This window comes from Acinetobacter faecalis (genome assembly GCF_034187745.1).
Taxonomy (GTDB): Bacteria; Pseudomonadota; Gammaproteobacteria; order Pseudomonadales; family Moraxellaceae; genus Acinetobacter; species Acinetobacter faecalis.
Genome location: NZ_JAXHPF010000002.1, coordinates 317,895 through 336,016, shown reverse-complemented (window position 1 = coordinate 336,016; position 18,122 = coordinate 317,895). Strand labels below are relative to the sequence as shown.

General features: G+C 35.3%; 20 protein-coding genes. 7 read left to right on the top strand and 13 right to left on the bottom strand.

Features of this window, described 5'->3' with window-relative positions:
* Positions 1-7: 7 nt before the first annotated feature.
* Complete coding sequence (locus SKM54_RS03500; protein WP_321094084.1) at positions 8-649, bottom strand: TetR family transcriptional regulator; 642 nt, start codon at positions 647-649, stop codon at positions 8-10.
* Between the two features lie 202 nt (positions 650-851).
* On the opposite strand from SKM54_RS03500, the gene rph reads away from it, so the two are divergent.
* The gene (gene rph / locus SKM54_RS03495) at positions 852-1,568 is read left to right on the top strand and encodes a ribonuclease PH (protein WP_321088361.1); all 717 of its coding nucleotides are present in this window, start codon (positions 852-854) and stop codon (positions 1,566-1,568) included.
* Positions 1,569-1,953: 385 nt separating this feature from the next.
* Here rph and nadC read toward each other — a convergent pair whose 3' ends face one another.
* Positions 1,954-2,799 (bottom strand): carboxylating nicotinate-nucleotide diphosphorylase, encoded by an 846-nt coding sequence (gene nadC, locus SKM54_RS03490; protein WP_321088360.1) that lies wholly within the window; start codon positions 2,797-2,799, stop codon positions 1,954-1,956.
* 171 nt (positions 2,800-2,970) lie between these two features.
* On the opposite strand from nadC, the gene ampD reads away from it, so the two are divergent.
* Together ampD and murJ are read left to right on the top strand one after the other, a co-directional pair.
* Positions 2,971-3,543: a 1,6-anhydro-N-acetylmuramyl-L-alanine amidase AmpD gene (gene ampD / locus SKM54_RS03485; protein ID WP_321094081.1), complete on the top strand. Its 573-nt coding sequence runs from the start codon at positions 2,971-2,973 to the stop codon at positions 3,541-3,543.
* Positions 3,544-3,630: 87 nt separating this feature from the next.
* Positions 3,631-5,172, top strand: coding sequence for a murein biosynthesis integral membrane protein MurJ (gene murJ / locus SKM54_RS03480; protein WP_154773116.1), 1,542 nt, complete (start codon positions 3,631-3,633; stop codon positions 5,170-5,172).
* A gap of 57 nt (positions 5,173-5,229) precedes the next feature.
* Here the strand turns inward: murJ and SKM54_RS03475 are convergent, their stop codons facing one another.
* The 3 genes from SKM54_RS03475 to SKM54_RS03465 form a co-directional block, all read right to left on the bottom strand.
* Positions 5,230-5,922: an FKBP-type peptidyl-prolyl cis-trans isomerase gene (locus SKM54_RS03475; RefSeq protein WP_321094079.1), complete on the bottom strand. Its 693-nt coding sequence runs from the start codon at positions 5,920-5,922 to the stop codon at positions 5,230-5,232.
* Positions 5,923-5,973: 51 nt separating this feature from the next.
* The gene (locus SKM54_RS03470) at positions 5,974-6,678 is read right to left on the bottom strand and encodes an FKBP-type peptidyl-prolyl cis-trans isomerase (protein ID WP_154773118.1); all 705 of its coding nucleotides are present in this window, start codon (positions 6,676-6,678) and stop codon (positions 5,974-5,976) included.
* A 217-nt stretch (positions 6,679-6,895) separates the two neighbouring features.
* The gene (locus SKM54_RS03465) at positions 6,896-7,246 is read right to left on the bottom strand and encodes a hypothetical protein (protein WP_321094077.1); all 351 of its coding nucleotides are present in this window, start codon (positions 7,244-7,246) and stop codon (positions 6,896-6,898) included.
* Positions 7,247-7,336: 90 nt separating this feature from the next.
* Between SKM54_RS03465 and SKM54_RS03460 the strand changes: the two genes are divergently transcribed.
* Positions 7,337-8,749, top strand: a complete 1,413-nt coding sequence (locus SKM54_RS03460) for an aminotransferase-like domain-containing protein (protein ID WP_321094074.1) — start codon at positions 7,337-7,339, stop codon at positions 8,747-8,749.
* 13 nt (positions 8,750-8,762) lie between these two features.
* Here SKM54_RS03460 and SKM54_RS03455 read toward each other — a convergent pair whose 3' ends face one another.
* The 7 genes from SKM54_RS03455 to SKM54_RS03425 form a co-directional block, all read right to left on the bottom strand.
* Complete coding sequence (locus tag SKM54_RS03455) at positions 8,763-9,332, bottom strand: DNA-3-methyladenine glycosylase I (protein WP_321094072.1); 570 nt, start codon at positions 9,330-9,332, stop codon at positions 8,763-8,765.
* Between the two features lie 40 nt (positions 9,333-9,372).
* On the bottom strand, positions 9,373-9,618 hold the full coding sequence (locus tag SKM54_RS03450; RefSeq protein WP_248102466.1) for a hypothetical protein: 246 nt from the start codon (positions 9,616-9,618) through the stop codon (positions 9,373-9,375).
* Between the two features lie 19 nt (positions 9,619-9,637).
* On the bottom strand, positions 9,638-10,177 hold the full coding sequence (locus SKM54_RS03445) for a M23 family metallopeptidase (RefSeq protein ID WP_321089040.1): 540 nt from the start codon (positions 10,175-10,177) through the stop codon (positions 9,638-9,640).
* 53 nt (positions 10,178-10,230) lie between these two features.
* Complete coding sequence (gene mutY, locus SKM54_RS03440) at positions 10,231-11,265, bottom strand: A/G-specific adenine glycosylase (RefSeq protein ID WP_321094070.1); 1,035 nt, start codon at positions 11,263-11,265, stop codon at positions 10,231-10,233.
* A gap of 149 nt (positions 11,266-11,414) precedes the next feature.
* Positions 11,415-11,774, bottom strand: coding sequence for an HIT family protein (locus SKM54_RS03435; RefSeq protein ID WP_321088350.1), 360 nt, complete (start codon positions 11,772-11,774; stop codon positions 11,415-11,417).
* A 64-nt stretch (positions 11,775-11,838) separates the two neighbouring features.
* Positions 11,839-12,579 carry a dienelactone hydrolase family protein gene (locus SKM54_RS03430; protein ID WP_321088349.1) on the bottom strand — a complete coding sequence of 247 codons (741 nt, stop codon included), beginning with the start codon at positions 12,577-12,579 and terminating at the stop codon, positions 11,839-11,841.
* A 176-nt stretch (positions 12,580-12,755) separates the two neighbouring features.
* The gene (locus SKM54_RS03425; protein ID WP_004656956.1) at positions 12,756-12,914 is read right to left on the bottom strand and encodes a DUF1328 domain-containing protein; all 159 of its coding nucleotides are present in this window, start codon (positions 12,912-12,914) and stop codon (positions 12,756-12,758) included.
* A gap of 187 nt (positions 12,915-13,101) precedes the next feature.
* Between SKM54_RS03425 and SKM54_RS03420 the strand changes: the two genes are divergently transcribed.
* Entirely contained in the window at positions 13,102-13,554 is a 453-nt protein-coding gene (locus SKM54_RS03420; RefSeq protein WP_311918025.1) for a YcgN family cysteine cluster protein, read from the top strand.
* A gap of 14 nt (positions 13,555-13,568) precedes the next feature.
* Here the strand turns inward: SKM54_RS03420 and SKM54_RS03415 are convergent, their stop codons facing one another.
* The gene (locus SKM54_RS03415; protein ID WP_321094067.1) at positions 13,569-14,030 is read right to left on the bottom strand and encodes a DUF523 domain-containing protein; all 462 of its coding nucleotides are present in this window, start codon (positions 14,028-14,030) and stop codon (positions 13,569-13,571) included.
* A 108-nt stretch (positions 14,031-14,138) separates the two neighbouring features.
* Here SKM54_RS03415 and SKM54_RS03410 point away from each other — a divergent pair, with 108 nt between their 5' ends.
* The gene (locus tag SKM54_RS03410; protein ID WP_321088347.1) at positions 14,139-15,404 is read left to right on the top strand and encodes a replication-associated recombination protein A; all 1,266 of its coding nucleotides are present in this window, start codon (positions 14,139-14,141) and stop codon (positions 15,402-15,404) included.
* 380 nt (positions 15,405-15,784) lie between these two features.
* Complete coding sequence (locus SKM54_RS03405; RefSeq protein ID WP_321094065.1) at positions 15,785-18,109, top strand: TonB-dependent receptor; 2,325 nt, start codon at positions 15,785-15,787, stop codon at positions 18,107-18,109.
* Positions 18,110-18,122: the final 13 nt, after the last annotated feature.

The window sequence follows — 18,122 nt, the reverse complement described above, 5'->3', positions numbered from 1 at the left end:
ACAGATTTTAATTACTTTCCCAATTTAAAATACCATGAAAGAGTAGGCGCATTTGAGTGAGCGATTGCATTTGCAAAAGCTGTTGTTGTTGAGCTAATACAGGTTCTTCAAATTGTCTAGAAAGTTCAATCCAAGCCATTACCCAATTAAAAGCCAAGTTCACTACAAGATGAGCTAGATTTTTTAAATCATCTAATTTTTGAATATGTTTGGTACTGGCTAAACGTTGTAAATCTATTGCTAAATCTTCTACAAGATATTCAATTTCTCGGGCAATTGCTTTACGAATAACTTGGGATGCACCCCAACGTTCGGTAATTATAAAAACCCAATCTTCTGTATGTTGATGAATGGTCTGAAAAAAAAATTCTAAGCTTTTATCAATTTTAGCTTCGGGTTGATAGACATAACTTTGCCCGATTTGATGCAATGTACTTTTCAGGTTTAAAGAAATTTGGTCGACAAGTTCTAATCCTAAAGCATCCATATCTTTGAAATGACGATAAAATGCCGTAGGAACTAAGCCAATTTCACGGCTAATTTCTCTTAAACTAATGCTGTTAAATGAGCGTCCAGAAGTGCTAAGGCGTAATGCAGCATCTATAATTGCTTGGCGGCTTTGTCGCTTACGTTCATCACGAATTGGCATGCCAAATGTATCCCTACAATTTTTGTCAACTTAGTTTAGCAAAAAATATCAGTGAAATATGAACCTTATTTTTTAATTATTTCAGATTATTAGAATGGTCATATCTTTAAATTAAAATGGATTAAAGACTGTAACAAAACCTTTGTATTGGCTTCTGCTATACTTAGCCGCAATATATTTGAGTTATAAATAAGGACAAATTATGCGTATTGACCAACGTACTTTAGATCAATTGCGTGACGTTAAAATTACTCGTAACTACACGCGTTATGCGGAAGGTTCTGTATTGGTTGAATTCGGTCATACAAAAGTCCTTTGTACAGCAAGTATTGATCATTCAGTTCCACGCTTCTTAAAAGGTCAGGGACAAGGTTGGGTAACTGCTGAATACGGTATGTTGCCACGTTCTACGCATACACGTAGTGACCGTGAAGCTGCTCGTGGTAAGCAAAGTGGTCGTACTCAAGAAATCCAACGCTTAATTGGTCGTAGCTTGCGTGCAATGGTCGATCTTAAAAAGCTTGGCGAAAATACAATTACAATTGACTGTGATGTTATTCAAGCAGATGGCGGTACACGTACAGCATCTATTACAGGCGCGGCAGTTGCGCTTATTGATGCAATGAATGTATTACTTGAAAAGAAAAAAATTAAGCAAGATCCATTAAAAGGTTTAGTTGCTGCAGTTTCTGTTGGTATTTATAAAGATGAAGTTCTTCTTGATCTTTGCTATGAAGAAGATTCTAGCTGCCAAACAGATTTGAACGTTGTAATGACTCAAGCAGGTGAATTTATTGAAATTCAAGGTACTGCGGAAGATAAACCATTTACACGTGCTCAATCGAATGCAATGTTAGAAATGGCTGAAAAAGGCATTCAAGAGTTAGTGAAAAAACAACAAGAAGCTTTAGGTTGGTAAGTTTTTAAAGCTAAAATTGTTGTATTGAAAAAGCGCCGTGAAAATGGCGCTTTTTTATTGAAGCTTACATCATTGAAACTTACATAAATAAATAGAAAAAATGACATAGATCATCATTTGTAGACAAAGTTATAACATCAATTGGTTTTTTCAACATAATTAATTTTTAACATATAAAGACTTCGTGCAATCACTTGAAAAAGGAGAAAAACATGACAGTTCTTATTATAGGTTTAATGATAGGTACATTTTTAATGTGTGCTTGTGCGCCACGAAAAAATGATTAAATCGCAATATTTTAATTTTTAATTAAAAGCAGTTTGCAGAGTAACCTCTTTAGAATGATCAGCTCTGCAATAGATAAATCTGAATTTAAGATTCAGTTTTAAGCATTAAAACGCATAGATAAATCAATTGCTTTAACATCTTTGGTTAAAACACCCATTGAAATATAGTCCACGCCAGTGGTTGCAACTTCACGTAAATTATCGATAGTAATGTTACCTGAAGCTTCAAGTTTACAACGACCTGCAACGTGCTTTACTGCATCAATCATTTGCTGTTGGCTGAAATTATCAAGCATGACAATATCTGCGCCTGCTTCGAGTGCTTGGTTCAGTTCATCCCAAGTTTCAACTTCAACTTCTACAGGCTTATTTGGTGCAATCACATGCGCTTTTGCAATAGCTTGGGCAATACCACCTGCTGCCATAATGTGATTTTCTTTAATTAAGAATGCATCAAATAAACCTAAACGATGGTTTTGTCCACCACCTACAGCAACTGCATATTTTTGTGCAATACGTAGACCAGGAAGTGTTTTGCGAGTGTCTAATAATTTAGTATTTAGACCATCTAAATGTTTAACGTATTCAGCAGTTTTTGTAGCTACAGCAGAAAGTGTTTGCACGAAATTGAGAGCAGGGCGCTCTACGGTTAATAAACTACGAGCAGAACCTGAAAGCTTTAAAAAGGCTTCATTGGCAGCAACAATATCACCATCATTTTTAAGCCAAGTCACTTGCACATTTGCATCATAAGCTTGAATAAGTGCATTCACCCAAGGCTGACCTGCAAGTACCATGTTTTCACGGCTAATAATTGTTGCAGTCGCTTGTTCATCTTCAGGGGTAAGCAAAGCGGTAATGTCGCCATCACCAATATCTTCTTGCAAAGCTTGCTGAATATTGATTTGAATTGACTGTTCTAATAAAGCTGGTGAGATGCTCATTGGCAATATCCGTATAGTGAGAACCTATAAAAATTGTGCGCTATATTAGCATTGTTCAATAAAAAAACGCATTTATTAACGTGCTTACATCACTAAGTTTGAGATTTTGAAGTGAAAGTTTTAGGATGGATGACTAGCCAAATTTAATTTAGAAAAATTCAGGACTGATTTATGCAACAGGCATCGTCTTTTCAGGTCGTTGATGGAGAGCTTAAAGGCGCTCAACATATTCCTTCGCCAAATTTTAATCAGCGTCCTGAAGGTGCAGATATTCAGTTGGTTGTTATTCATAATATTAGTTTGCCACCATCACAATTTGGTGGCGGTTATATCAAAGATTTTTTTCAAAATAAATTAGACTGGTCAGCTCATCCATACTTTCAGACCATTGAAGGCATGCAAGTTTCTGCACATCTTTTAATTTTAAGATCTGGAGAAATCATTCAATTTGTAAACTTTAAAGATCGAGCTTGGCATGCAGGACGCTCAAGTTATTTGGCTTTAAAAGAATGTAATGATTATTCGATTGGAATTGAATTAGAAGGTAGCGATGATTTGCCTTTTGAAGAAGAACAATACCAAACTTTAGTAAATGTGGTTGCAACGCTACAAAAAGCATATCCAAAAATTAAACAACATATTGCAGGACATTCCGACATTGCACCGGGTCGAAAAACAGATCCAGGGCTATTTTTTGACTGGGTAAAATTTAGAAAGCAACTAAAGCAACTAAAAAACCTATAAATTGTTAAATTGTAGAATGATTAAACAATGAAACTTCACAAAGAGTTTTATTACAATAGCGACTTGATTTTAGACTAGGTGGTTCCGATGGCGCTTTGGCGATCGACCGTAATTGTAAGTGCAATGACAATGTTATCTCGTGTACTAGGTTTAGTACGAGATATTGTTTTGCTCAATGTATTTGGTGCAGGCAAGGACTTCGATACTTTTGTCGTGGCATTTCGTATTCCAAACTTCTTTAGGCGATTATTTGCAGAAGGGGCGTTTTCACAGGCTTTTATTCCTGTGCTTACAGAATACAAAACAAGCCGTACACATGCAGAAGTTCAAATTCTTATTAGTCGTGTATTTGGTTGTTTAGCAACAGTTATGTCTTTATTGACATTGTTTGCGATGATTGCGGCACCCGTCATTATTTATGTTTACGCACCTGGTTTTCATGATGATCCTGCCAAATTTGCTTTGGCTTCGGATATGTTTCGTCTGACAATTCCATATTTATTGTTCATGTCATTAACTGCTTTTGCCAGCAGTATTTTGAACAGTTATGGATCATTTACAACACCTGCATTTGCCCCTGTATTGTTAAATGCTGCCATGATTGCAGGTGCATTATGGTTAACGCCATATATGGACACGCCCATCATGGCGTTGGGTTGGTCTGTTGTTGCTGCAGGGTTTTTCCAATTAGCTATTCAAATTCCTGAATTGTGGCGTAAAAAATTACTGATTCCACCAAAAATTGACTTCAAACACGAAGGTGTAGATCGCATCATGAAATTGATGTTGCCTGCGTTATTTGGTGTTTCAGTTACGCAAATCAATTTATTGCTCAATACAATTTGGGCATCTTATATGCAAGATGGTTCTGTATCTTGGTTATACAGTGCAGAACGTATGACAGAACTACCTTTAGGCTTAATTGGTGTTGCCATTGGTACTGTTATTTTACCATCATTATCTGAGCGTATTGCAGAGCAAGATCAAAGCAAATTCCGTGGCATGATGGATTGGGCTGCTAAAGTCATTATATTGGTGGGCGTTCCTGCAAGTATTGCGCTATTTATGCTTTCTACACCTATTATTCATACACTGTTCGAGCGTGGCGCATTTACAGCAGAAGACACCTATATGACAGCACTTGCACTTCAATGTATGAGTGCAGGGGTAATTTCCTTTATGTTAATTAAAGTCTTTGCACCTGGTTTTTATGCACGTCAAGATACTAAAACACCAGTACGTGTAGGTTTAATGGCAGTTGCTGCAAATGCTATTTTAAACGTGGTATTTATTGGATTGTTTAAGTTGATAGATTGGAATGCAGAACATATGGCACTTGCTTTAGCATCTTCAGGTTCTGCTTTAGTGAACGCAGGTATGTTGTATTTCTATTTACATAAGCGTGATATTTTCAGATTTGGCGCACACTGGAAAAAGCTATTGGTTCAGTTTGCTATTGCTAATGCTGCTATGGTTGCAGCGTTATGGTACGGCTTAACTTTATATAGTGGCGATGCTTCACAGTGGACTCGCATTGTAGAGCTTCTAGGTCTTTGTATTGTTGGTGCTGTCGCTTATGGCGTTGTATTAATTGCAACTGGTTTTAGACCACGTCATTTAAAACCATAAAATTTGATGAATAAAAAAGACCGCATTTGCGGTCTTTTTTATATGTTTATATGTACTTTATTTTGGAGAAACTTCTAAAAGCTCAACATCAAAAATTAAAGTGCTGTTTGGTTCTATTGCATCACCTGATCCAATTTGACCATAAGCTAAATTAGCAGGAATGTAAAATCGATAAATTGAGCCTTCTTTCATGAGTTGCAGACCTTCTGTCCAACCAGAAATAACCTGACTCACCATAAATTCAGCAGGTTGTTGACGGGCAATAGAGCTATCAAACACAGTGTTATCTAATAAGCGACCTTCATAATGCACTTTTACTTTTGAAGATGCTTTTGGTGTTTTACCAGAACCTTGCTTAATCACTTCATACTGTAAGCCAGATTTAGTGACTTTAATATTTGATTTTTTAGCATTTTCAGCAAGAAATGCAGAACCGATTTTTTCATTTTCTTCAGCAAGATTTTTATGTGCAATAAGCTGTTTTGCTTCGGCATTTTTTTTGAACTGAGTTAACACTTTAGACATTTCTTCATCTGATAATGCAGATGATTGTCCTTTTGATGCTGTTTTTAAACCATCTAAGAAAGCATCTAAATCCATATCTTTAAGTGCATCTGCATTACCACGGCCCATAATGTAACCAAAGCTGTAGCCAACTTTATCTTCATAGCTACTTTTATTGTTTACTGTTTTTGCAAAAAGACCTGTACTGCATAGTACTAAACACAATAACGTCATTTGAATTTTCATTATATTTCCTTAAAAAAATAAGGAGAGCATTGCTCTCCTTATCTCGTAATTTTATTTAACTTCAATAAGCTCTACATCAAAAATAAGTGTGCTATTTGCTGGAATTGTACCCGGAACGCCTTGTGCGCCGTAGCCTAAGTTAGAAGGAATATAAAGCGTTGCTTTACCACCTTCCTTCATTAATTGTAGACCTTCAGTCCAACCTGGAATAACTTGGTTAAGCGGGAATTCAATTGGCTCGCCACGTTCTACAGAGCTATCAAATACTTTGCCATCTACAAGTTTACCTGTGTAGTGAACTTTAACGGTTTGACCGCCAGTAGGTGATTTACCAGTACCTTCTTGAGTAATTTTGTACTGTAAGCCTGAAGCTGTAGTTTTTACGCCAGCTTTTTTCGCATTCTCTGTTAAGAATGAGTCATTTGTACTTTGAACTTTCTGAGTGTCTGCAATTTGTTTCTCTTGCATTTCTTGTTGATATTGCTCAAATGCTTTTTGTAATTCTTCTTCTGTATATGCAGGTTGCTTACGCGCATGTGCATCACGAATACCTGTTACAAAGCTATCAATATCTAACTCTGGTGGAGTTTGATGCGCAACTTCAAAACCTAAGGCATAACTAATTTTTTCAATACCCGATGCATTCGCAGATGATTTTGCAGTTTGCGTAGCTGGAGTTTGAGTTGCATAGTAAACAGGAACAAGTGCAGCACCGCCTAAAATTACAGCTACAGCGATGGGTAAGGCTTTACTCATAAGTTATCTCAAATTCATTTTATAGTTAAAAGTTGCAGCTATATTAGCAGACTTTTGGATAAAACACGGGCGTTTGAATCTCGTGCATCTTTGTTATCAATATATTCTTATCGCATAGAATATTCTATAACAGTCTGAATATGTAAAACATTTTTTATACAATAAATATAAGTCTTATTAGAAAAGCCCAAAGTTTGTTAAAACTGAAGTGAATAAATCATAAGGGTTTTGGTGAATCTGTAAATTGAAGGATATTTACTTGAGTTTTATCAGGATTTATCAACTTTAATTGATATGTATTAAGATTTTTTTCACAGCCAAATTGAAGCTCAGGTGATTGAATTATTCCAAGTACCATTCCTGAAACCGTAGGTTGCTTATAAGAATAAATAGCCTGTTTACCCACTAAAGCATGAGAAGAAAATACAAATTGTTTAAGCTGTAATGTATTTAAGTAGCCATTAATCAGTGATTTACAAATAAATAACTCATCTTGATTGCTCTTTACTGGAGTTGGTTGGCATGCCGTTAAAAAAACAAACAAGCTTAAACAAGCGATCTTTTTCATGAATTTATCCTTATCAAACGATAACTTAAGGATAAAGTAGGTGATAATGTGGATACAGATACAAAATAATCTAAAAAATAGGTACAGATTTTGGCATTTCAATATCAAACCCTTGCACAGCAAGTCGCACAGAAAATATATTTAGGCGAATTAGAAGATGGTCAAAGGTTACCATCATTAAGAGATTTTGCAGATCAGCAAAAAATTAGTTTAAATACGGCAAAAAGTTGTTATGAATTATTGGAAGCGCGTGGATTAGTTTTCGTAAAAGCCAAGTCTGGCTATTTTATTAAAGCTCCAAAATTACAAGTAGAACAGCCATATCATGATGATTTTGAATCTCATGCAAGAGATGTTTCAAACTTAGATTTACAGATTGAAATTCAAGAGACATCAATCCAAGATCAATCTATCCATCTAGGTGCGATTCAACTTTCTCCAAAGCTTATTCCAATAGATTTATTGCGTCGTTCAATTCAGCGTGCGTTAAAACATAGTAAACCTGAAGATTTTTTATATAGCGATAGACAAGGGCATTCTATTTTAAGAGAAGCGTTGGTTTCACATTGGGCGGAGGATGGTCTTTTCATTTTTAAAGATGATATTTTTATTACCAATGGGTGCATGCCCGCTTTGTCGGTAGTTTTGCAAACGCTCACAGAAGAAGGCGATAGCATTATTGTTCCTACGCCAAATTTTAATGGACAGCTTCAATTATTAGCGAGTTTAAAACGAAAAATTGTAGAAATTCCGGCACATCATAATGGCTTTAATTTAGAGCGTTTAGAGTATGAAATGAAGCATTCGGGTGCTAAAGCTTGCTTATTAACAGCGAACTTTCAAAACCCTTTAGGTTTTTGTTTAACGAATGAAGATAAGCAAAAAATTGCAGAATTAGCTGAAAAATATCAATGCTTTATTATTGAAGATGATATTTATGCCGAATGTGGATTCGACCAAAATAAGCCTTTGCCCATTCGAAATTGGGATAAAGCAGGTTATGTAATTTATTGTGGTTCTGTGTCTAAGTCATTATCTTCAGCATATAGGGTCGGGTGGTTTTGTATTACAGCAAAACTAACGTCATTTAGAGCGCAATTTATTAATAGAAATGTTGTGGTAAATACACCATTACAATTAGGTCTGGCAGATTTAATTCATTGTCGTGCTTATAGAACGCACTTAAACCAATTAAGACCAAAACTATTTCAGCAAGTTGCTCAATATAGACACTATATTCAACAAGCATTTCATAGTGTAGATGTGCGTATTAGTCAGCCAGAAGGTGGTTATTCTATTTGGCTACAGCTTCCTGAAACTATAAATAGTTTAGATATGTACTATTTTGCACAGACACAGAAAATTAATATTGTGCCTGGAATTGTATTTGGTGAAGATTCGCGATATTCAAACTGCATTCGCTTAAATGCAGGACATGAATTATCAGATGAAATTAAACAAGCGATTGATGTATTGGTGCAGTGGGTAAAACGTAATTTATAAATTTATTAGAAAATCACTTATATTTAAATGAACAATCATCTTCATGATCGTTGATCATACCTACAGCTTGCATAAAAGAATAACAGGTTGTAGGTCCTACAAATTTAAAGCCTTTTTTCTTAAGCTGTTTCGACATTAAAACACTGAGTTTGGTTTGTGCAGGTGCATTTTTATAATTTGGCACATCATTCACAATGGTTTTGTTCTGAACGAAGCTCCATAACCAAGCAGATACATCTTCGCCATTATTTTTTAAATTTTGCCATGCAATTGCATTGTCACGAATAGCTTTTAGTTTTCCAATGTGGCGGATAAGACCTGCATCTTGAACTTTAAGTTCTAAGTCTTCATCACTTAAATTTGCAATGTTAGCAATGGAGTGATGAAAGAAATGTTCACGGTAACATTCGCGTTTTTTAAGGACTGTAATCCAAGATAAACCCGCTTGTTGACCTTCTAAACACAGTATTTCGAAAAGTTGCTGTTCATCATAAATAGGGCGTCCCCATTCATGATCATGGTAAGCAACATAAAGAGGGTCGTTGGAGCACCAACCACAGTGTTTTACTGTTAAAGACGTCATGGATATGCTCCATTATTTTTGTAATTATTTAAGGCTTAAATTAAAGTTTAAATTCAGCCCATTGGTCAGCTTTGTTGTCCCAATAGAAAAGTTCAGCTTGTTGAATTTCTTCAAAAGAAATCCAATCATCTTTGCCAACTTTGTCTGAAAAACCAGTGCTTATTAATAATGCTTCTTCTGTAATTTCCATGACCCAACCCTGACGGCTTTTTCCTGCCACCACAATTTTTTGTTGATTGCCTGATTCAGCAAACTCTACCAAACGGTTGATCAACGCTTCTGACATGAATAATTCCTAAAGAAAATTAACGTAAATATGGATAGGGGTTAACAGCACCACGACCTTTGCCACCTAAATAAATTCCATAATGTAAATGTGGAGCAGTTCTACGAGCATTACCAGTATTGCCGACATAACCAATTAAATCACCTTTTTTGATGTAATCACCTACGCGTAAACCACGTTTGTGACCATCTAAATGTGCGTAGTAATGCCAACTTCCACTTGGTCCTAAAACCCAAATGACTTTTCCGCCCAAGTTATTATTACGTAAATCGGCAATTAAACCTTCTGTTGTGCTAAAAACTTTCGTTCCACGTGGAGCCATAATATCGACGCCTTCGTGTATTCTACCACTGCTTCGAGATGCGCCCCATGTATCTGTTAAATTATTACGTTTTATACCCTGAACAGGAACAGGAAGTTGGTTAGGCAAACTCATTTTTTTGAGTTTTTGAACTGTAGCAGGGTTGAGTGGTTGGCTTGGCTTTTTAGGTGCTGTACTACATGCAGCAAGAAAAATAAAAGTAAAAATTAAACTTAAAATAGAGCTAAAGCGGGGCACGATAAATTCCTGTCTTTTATTTATATAGCGGTTTTAATAATCACCGGACTATGTCATAAATTTACGGCAGAGATCAATTTTTTCATGGCAGTTGGAATACCCATTTGTGTAGCAATTTGTGATGAATACCAATTGCCATCAAGTTCAATTGCTAAATGTTCTTTCAAATCAGCATCTACCTCAAAACAAACAGCCTCTAACAGCCAAGTAAAGTGGGTGAAGCTATGAGATATTTGGGCTTTTTTAATGACTTTTTTTAAGCCCAAACTTTGCGTTTTTTCTAAAAAATCTATTTCATTTTCAATAATTGGTAAGCACCATAACCCACCCCATAAACCTGAGTTAGGACGCTGTTGCCATAACCATTGATCATTACATTGAATGAGTAATACTTGAGCAGATTTTACGGGCACTGCTTTTTTCTGTTTTTTAAAAGGTAATTCTGTTTCTAAACCTTGTTGATGTGCTTTGCAGTGTTGCTGCATTGGGCAGTATAAACACAATGGCTTTTTGGGCGTACACACAGTTGCACCTAAATCCATAATGGCTTGAGTGTAATCGTGGTTCCGTTCTGTGGGGCATAAATCTTCCGCAATTTGCCACATTGCACGCTCATGAACGGGTTTAGATAAATCATCTTCAATTGCTAAAAAGCGTGATAAAACCCGCTTAACATTGCCATCCATAATGACGCCATATTGACGTAAACCAAGTGACATTAATGCGCCACCCGTAGAGCGTCCAATGCCTGGAAGTTCAATCCATTCTTCTAAGTTTTGAGGGAAAGCTCCCTTTTGAGCGACAATTCCTGCGGCTTTATGCAAATTTCTTGCGCGTGCGTAATAACCCAAACCTGCCCAATAGGGCGCAACATCATCCCAAGATGCATGTCCTAAATCTTCAACCGTTGGAAAGCGCTCAATAAAATGGTCAAAATATTGCAGAACAGTTTTAACTTGAGTCTGTTGCAACATAATTTCAGATATCCAAACTTTGTAAGGATCATCGGCAATTTGCCATGGTAAATCATGACGACCATGTTCATCGAACCAAGTTAAAAGGGCATTAGAAAAAGAAAATTCAGACATAAAGTAAGGGCAACATCAACTATGGTTGTAGTATAGCGGAATTGTCTAATTAGCCTGAAAATTAAATAGAAGCATCGCTATTAAAAGAATGATTTTAGAAATAAAAAAATGGTGCCTAAGCACCATTTATTTTAATAAAAATCTTAAAGTTAGCCTTTCATTCCCCAACGCGCGTCAAGTTGTAAAGCTTGTCCTTCGTAGCGTGGAATAATATGAATATGTAAATGCGCTGAAGTTGAGCCAAAGACTTCACCATCATTAAAGCCTACATGGAAACCTGTAGGTTGATGTCGAATTTGTAATTCATTTCGTGCAAGTTCTAATAATGTCATCAGATTTTTGCGCTCTTTATCTGTAACATCAAAAAAAGAACTCACATGACGTAGAGGAACAATTACACAATGTCCTTTAGATAGTGCATTTGTCTCGGGTAAAATTACACCGAAATCATTTTTCGCAATGATGTCATACTCATCAAAGTTGCAATATATGCAGTTATTTTCAGTCATTTGTTCATCCTCTTTGTATTTTTATTACCTACCTATTTATAAAAATAAAAGGTAGTTTCAAGCATTAAGCTTTTAACTGGTGAGCAAGTAATTCATACATTGCTTCGAGGCTTTGCTTTTCTGCTTCAGCATTGTAGCCAAGATCTACACCATTGGCTTTGGCTTTTTCGTCGGCAAGTGGGTTTGAAAAGCCATGTTTTGCATCTTCAAAAATAATAACTTCATGATTTACTTTTGCTGCATGCATTTCTTCACGGAAAGCAGCAACATCATCTAAAGAAACCATGCTGTCTAATTCACCATGTAAAACTAAAATTTCAGCTTGAATTTTGCCTTCTTCAGCAGGTGTTTGAGCTGATAAATTTGCATGGAAAGTTGCAACAGCTTTTAATGGTGCACCTGAACGTGCTAAATCTAGAATAACTTTACCGCCGTAGCAAAAGCCAATAGCGCCAAGTCTTGAGCTATCTACTTCATCTTGTGCAGCTAAAGTTTCTAAAGCTGCCGATGCACGTGTCACAATTGTGGTTGAGTCTTGAAATGTTTCAGTCATCCATTCATTTGCTTGAGATGCTTCTGAAGTCACTTTCTTTTGACCATACATATCAATTGCTAAGGCTGCATAACCATTTTCTGCCAATTCACGTGCGCGTTGTTCTGTATATTCATTGCGCCCCCACCATTCTGGAGCCACAATTACAGCAGCAACAGGCGTAGTTGACTCAGGCGCAGCAAAGTAGCCAATTAAGGTAGAACCATCTTTTGCCGTATATTGAATTTCACGTGTTTTAATTACAGAAGCCATGCACAATCCTTAAAGCATTCATTATGATTAACCTGATTAAAGCATAAAAATATTGCAGATGTTTTGAAAAGCATTAAATGAAATAGAAACAAATGTGAGAAATTATTATTTATTAATGATAAATAAAAAAAAGAAGGACATAAGCCCTTCTTTTTTATCAGATATGAGATTGGATTTTAAACTTTTCCACGAGAGAGAAAGCCAACAATTGCAAGAATAACTGCAACAACAAGTAGAATTACAGCAAAATCTTTAGATAAGCCTGCAACACCACCAAAACCTAATAAACTGGCGATGAGAGCGATAACAGCGAAAATAATTGCCCAGCGAAACATTAGAATTCTCCTTACGATTTTTTTGATTATGCAATTTAGTATAAAGATGACAATTCCAATAAATGTGATGTATTTGTTTGTTTTTTGTACTGGCGAAGAATGTTCCTTGGAAACAGGTTCTTCTTTCTTCCTGATCAATTAAGCCTGATATAATGCGATAGCATTTTCTTTTTTATTACACATTATTATGTCTGAACTATTACGCCCACAATTTTGGAAAAATTATAAATTAGCAGAATTAAATACTGCTGAATGGGAAGCTTTGTGTGATGGTTGTGGACTATGTTGTCTAATAAAATTAGAAGATGAAGAAACTAATGAAGTTGCCTATACCAAAGTGGCTTGTAAGCTATTAGATTGCAAAACAGGGCATTGTTCAGACTATTCAAACCGTATTGAGCATGTACCAGATTGCATTCAACTTACACCAGAAAAATTAGCTAAAATTACTTGGTTACCATCTTCTTGTGCCTATCAACGTATGAGTGAAGGTAAAAGTTTACCTTCTTGGCACTATTTAAATACAGGTACACGAGAAAGCGTGATTAAAGCAAGAAAATCGGTTGCAGGTCGCTGTGTTTCAGAAGCTGACATCGATGAAGATGAAATTGAAGACTATATTGTGCGTTGGGTTCGCTAATTTAATGCAACTATTTAATCTAAAGATTTTAAGAAATCATCTTCAGAAATGACATGGAATCCGTATTGTTTTAGTAAAAATGCCGCTATACCTAAACCAACAATTTTTGTGCCTGAAAATGAGCCATCATAAATAAAATTTGTTCCACAAGATGGGCTATTTTCTTTTAAAACGACTGTAGAAACTTGATGCTTTTGAGCTATTTCTAATGCTTTAAAAGCACCATCAAGAAAGGCAGCTGTTACATCATTTCCTTGAGAATCGATTACTTTTGCTGTGCGATTTAAAACATCTTGAGCGGTTCCACCGATAATTTCTGCGGCTAAACGAGGCGTGTCTAATCCTCCTGAAATTTCAGGACATATAGTAATGGCTTGTTGTGTTTGTATTAGTTGAGCGATTTTTTCATAGTGATATGCTTTGCCATCGTAACGTGCAGGAATGTTCGCCAAGCATGCGCTAATTAAATATTTCATAAAAATAATACTTCATCAAACTGATCGTAAATATTGTGCTTAAAACTGTTGCCTAGATAGATGAATAACATAGTAGACTAAGTAAAAGCTTAGCAAAGTAATAACAAGATGTCAGATAGCAATATTCCACTTCCTGAACGCTTACGTCCTAGAGACTTATCCGAAATTATTGGACAAGACCACCTGCTTGGTTCAGATGCACCTTTACGCCAAATGATTGATCAGGGACATTTACCCTCGATTATTTTTTGGGGGCCACCAGGCGTTGGAAAAACGACAATTGCCTTATTACTTGCTCAAGCTATAGATCGACCATTTGTGAGTTTATCTGCACTTAATACGGGTGTAAAAGAATTAAGAGAAGTTATTTCAGATAGTGGCGATTTAATGCCGCCAGTGGTTTTTATTGATGAAATTCATCGCTTTAATAAAACACAGCAAGATGCACTTTTGAATGCCGTAGAAAAAGGCAAAATTACACTGATTGGTGCAACCACAGAAAATCCATCATTTGAAGTTAATAGTGCATTACTTTCGCGTTGTCAGGTTTATACCTTAAATGCTTTAAATGAAAATGCGATTCAAACTTTAATTAATCATGCGATTGAAAAAGATCAATTTTTAAAAGATCGTTATATTCAAATTGAAGAATTTGATGCGCTTGTTCAATTTGCAGCAGGTGATGCTCGTAAAGCTTTAAATTTATTAGACTTAATTGCCAGTACATTTGAACCTGATTTAGAAAATATCATCACCAATGCAGTGGTTGTAAAAGTTGCACAGCAGAATATTGCTCGCTATGACAAAGCAGGTGAGCAGCATTATGATTTGGTTTCTGCATTTATAAAGTCTATTCGTGGCAGTGATCCAGATGGTGCGCTTTATTGGATGGCTCGCATGTTGAAAGGCGGCGAAGATCCTGTATTTATTGCACGTCGTATGCTAATTGCAGCATCTGAAGATATTGGTAATTCAAACCCAAATGCACTCTTACTTGCAGGTGAATGCTTCCGTTCAGTTCAAGTCATTGGAATGCCAGAATCCCGAATTATTCTTGGACAATGTGCAGTGTATTTAGCAACAAGTGCTAAAAGTAATAGCACGTACTTAGCCATTAATAAGGCGATGGATTTAGCAGAAAAAACAGCAAATTTACCTGTGCCACTTCATTTACGTAATGCTCCAACAAAGTTAATGAAAGAGCAGGGATACGGTGTCGATTATTTATATCCGCACAATTATCCAGAACATTTTGTACTACAAGAATATTTGCCACCTGAATTAAAAGGGACAAAATTGTATGAGTCTGCACGTAATAAGCGTGAAGTTGAAAGTGAAAAGTTGCAACAACGACGTTGGCAGCAACAGCAATAAAAAAAGCCCGTTCCTTGGGGAAACGGGCATAAAGTGGATGTTTCTTAGGGAGATTACATCCAGAGGGTAAACTGGTCGGCAATGTAGAACAAAAAAGCTGAGATACTTTCTACATTGCCTTGTATGTAATGAATAATAGAAAAATATATTAAAAAAGTAAAAATGATCATTTTAATCATGATTATGTGTTTATCCGATTATAAAGAGACTTTTTTTAAGTTTTTCGAATAAAATATTAATTATCAGAAATTTAATTTTTTATTCAATAAGATACAAAATCACAACTTTTAAAAATGGTGAATCTTCTGACTTGGGAATATTCATCATTCAATAAAACTGTATAATGGTATGTTATAACGTAACATAAATAAGACAGTAATATGAAAACCGTACCTATGCTATTTCTACTTTTTATTCTTATAGAACAAGTAGAAGCAGAAGAAATTCAATCGGCTCATTCTTTAAAACCTATTAAGCTAAGTGCGGAAGAAGAATTTAAAAAAGAGCATAAAGTTGAAAAGCAGTTTATTGAAAAAGCGAATACTTTAGGCGATGCCATTAAACATGTTTCAGGTGTGCAAAGTAGTTCATTTGGTCCAAATTCAGGAGCACCTGTGATTCGTGGTTTGCAAGGTAATCGAGTTGGTGTATTTGAAAATGGAACATCTATTCAAGGGTTAAATGCCATTAGTGGAAATGTAAATATTCCCTTTGATCCAATTTTTACAGAATCTATTAAAATTAATAAATCGAGTAATAGTGTGCGCTATGGAGATCAATCTTTAGGTGGGAGTGTTGAAGTAGATAGCGGTTTAATTCCTAAAGAAATTCCAGAAAAATCTCGTGAATTAGATTTGGTTTTAAAAAAAGGTTGGAATAATTTTGATGCGAAAGGTCTTAAATTACAACTCAGCAATCAAACAAATTTAGCGACCAATATTCGATTTTCCAGACAAGAAATTAAGTCTTATAAAATTCCAGGAAAGAGCAAAGCAGATGTTTGTGAAAGTGAAATTTTTAGAAATGGTGGTGTGAATAGTTCTTTGGCGGATGTATGTCAAAAAGATTCAAGAATTAAGAGTACATATAACAAAGCATCTCAGCCTTATATTGATCAATTTATAACAGATAATCCTGATTATGCAGATGGCGATTTTTCATATTATACCGATAATGCAACATCAACTTTTGGCGGAAAAGTATATCAAAATATTGTGAATCCCGATTATGTTCAAGGAACAGAAAGGTTTAAACATGAGAATATTAATAATGATGTGACGCCAAACTATAATAAAAAACTAGGTAATAGTTACGCACTTAATGACAACATTGCTTTGGGAGCAACGTATTTTCTAGAAAATGGTTATATTGGATTTAGTGCAGATTATAAAAAGAGTCATTATGGTGTGCCTGGTTTTTCTATGGAAAATAAGTCTTTTCAAACAAACTATGATGATGGTTTACCCGTTGGTGTAAAGACTGAACAAAATACATTTTTATTAGATAGTTTGTTTAATCAACCTTTGCCTTTTCTAGATAATATTCAATTTAAAGCTTCTAATTTAGTGAATAAATCAGGTGAATATATTGGCGCGAGCGAAGCAAATTTATATGAGTTTGAACAAAATTTTGCAGAATTTGTCGTTAAGCAAAAAGAATTAAAATTTTTATCTGGTGAGATGGGGCTAAGTTGGGGGCAAAGGGATGTTCATGGAAAAGGATATGCTCGTTATTTACCGAATGTAAAAACTAATAGACAAGCATTTTTCATTCAAGAGAAACTTAGTTTTAATCCTATTTATTTTGATGCAGGTTACCGTAAAGAAAAAGTCGAACATCAAATTCAAGATCAAACATTTGTACTAGCGCGTAACGCAAATAATCAAAAATTAGAAAATCGTGATTTTGATTTAACTCAATTTTATGTAGGTGCAGGGCTTAACTGGGGAGAACATGTTCATATTTATGCTAAATATAGCGAGTCTGAACGAGCACCAGAAATTAACGAATTATATTCAAGTAATCCGCATTACTCAGTTATGACTCAAGAAGAAGGCAATCAAAATTTAGAAAAAGAAAAAGTGAAAGCTATGGAATTAAATACAGATTTTGTATTTGATCAATCAAAAATTCAGCTTTCTTTGTATCAAATGGATTTTACAAATTATGTATATTTAATGCATTCGGGGATGGCAATGGGGAATCGTTTACCCTTGAAATATTGGAGACAAACAGATGTTAAAATTGATGGTTTTGAAATTGATTTAAGCTATAAATTTTTGTTAGATAAATGGGGGGATTTAACGCTCAGTGCTTTTGGTGATTTTGTGAAAAATCGTGTGAAGGATAAAAAAAAATTACAGTCCTCAAATGATGGTGAATATCCAACAAATATGCCAACTAATCGCTATGGAGCAAGTTTAGAGTGGGAAAAGGATGATTATCACATCCGACTTTCAAACATCTATTATGCAAAACCACAATACTTAGGTAAAAGTGTAAATACCGAAGTTGTATTACCTGCTTATAATTTATTAGATTTATCTTTTAGTAAGAAAATTGCATTAAAAAATGCAGAAGTTGAATTTTATTTAAATGGAACAAACTTATTGAATGAAGAGGCGAGACCTCAAAATTCACCATTGAAATATATTGCTCCTTTACCAGGAAGAGGGCTTCAATTAGGTATAACAATGAGTTTATAAAGCAATATTCCTG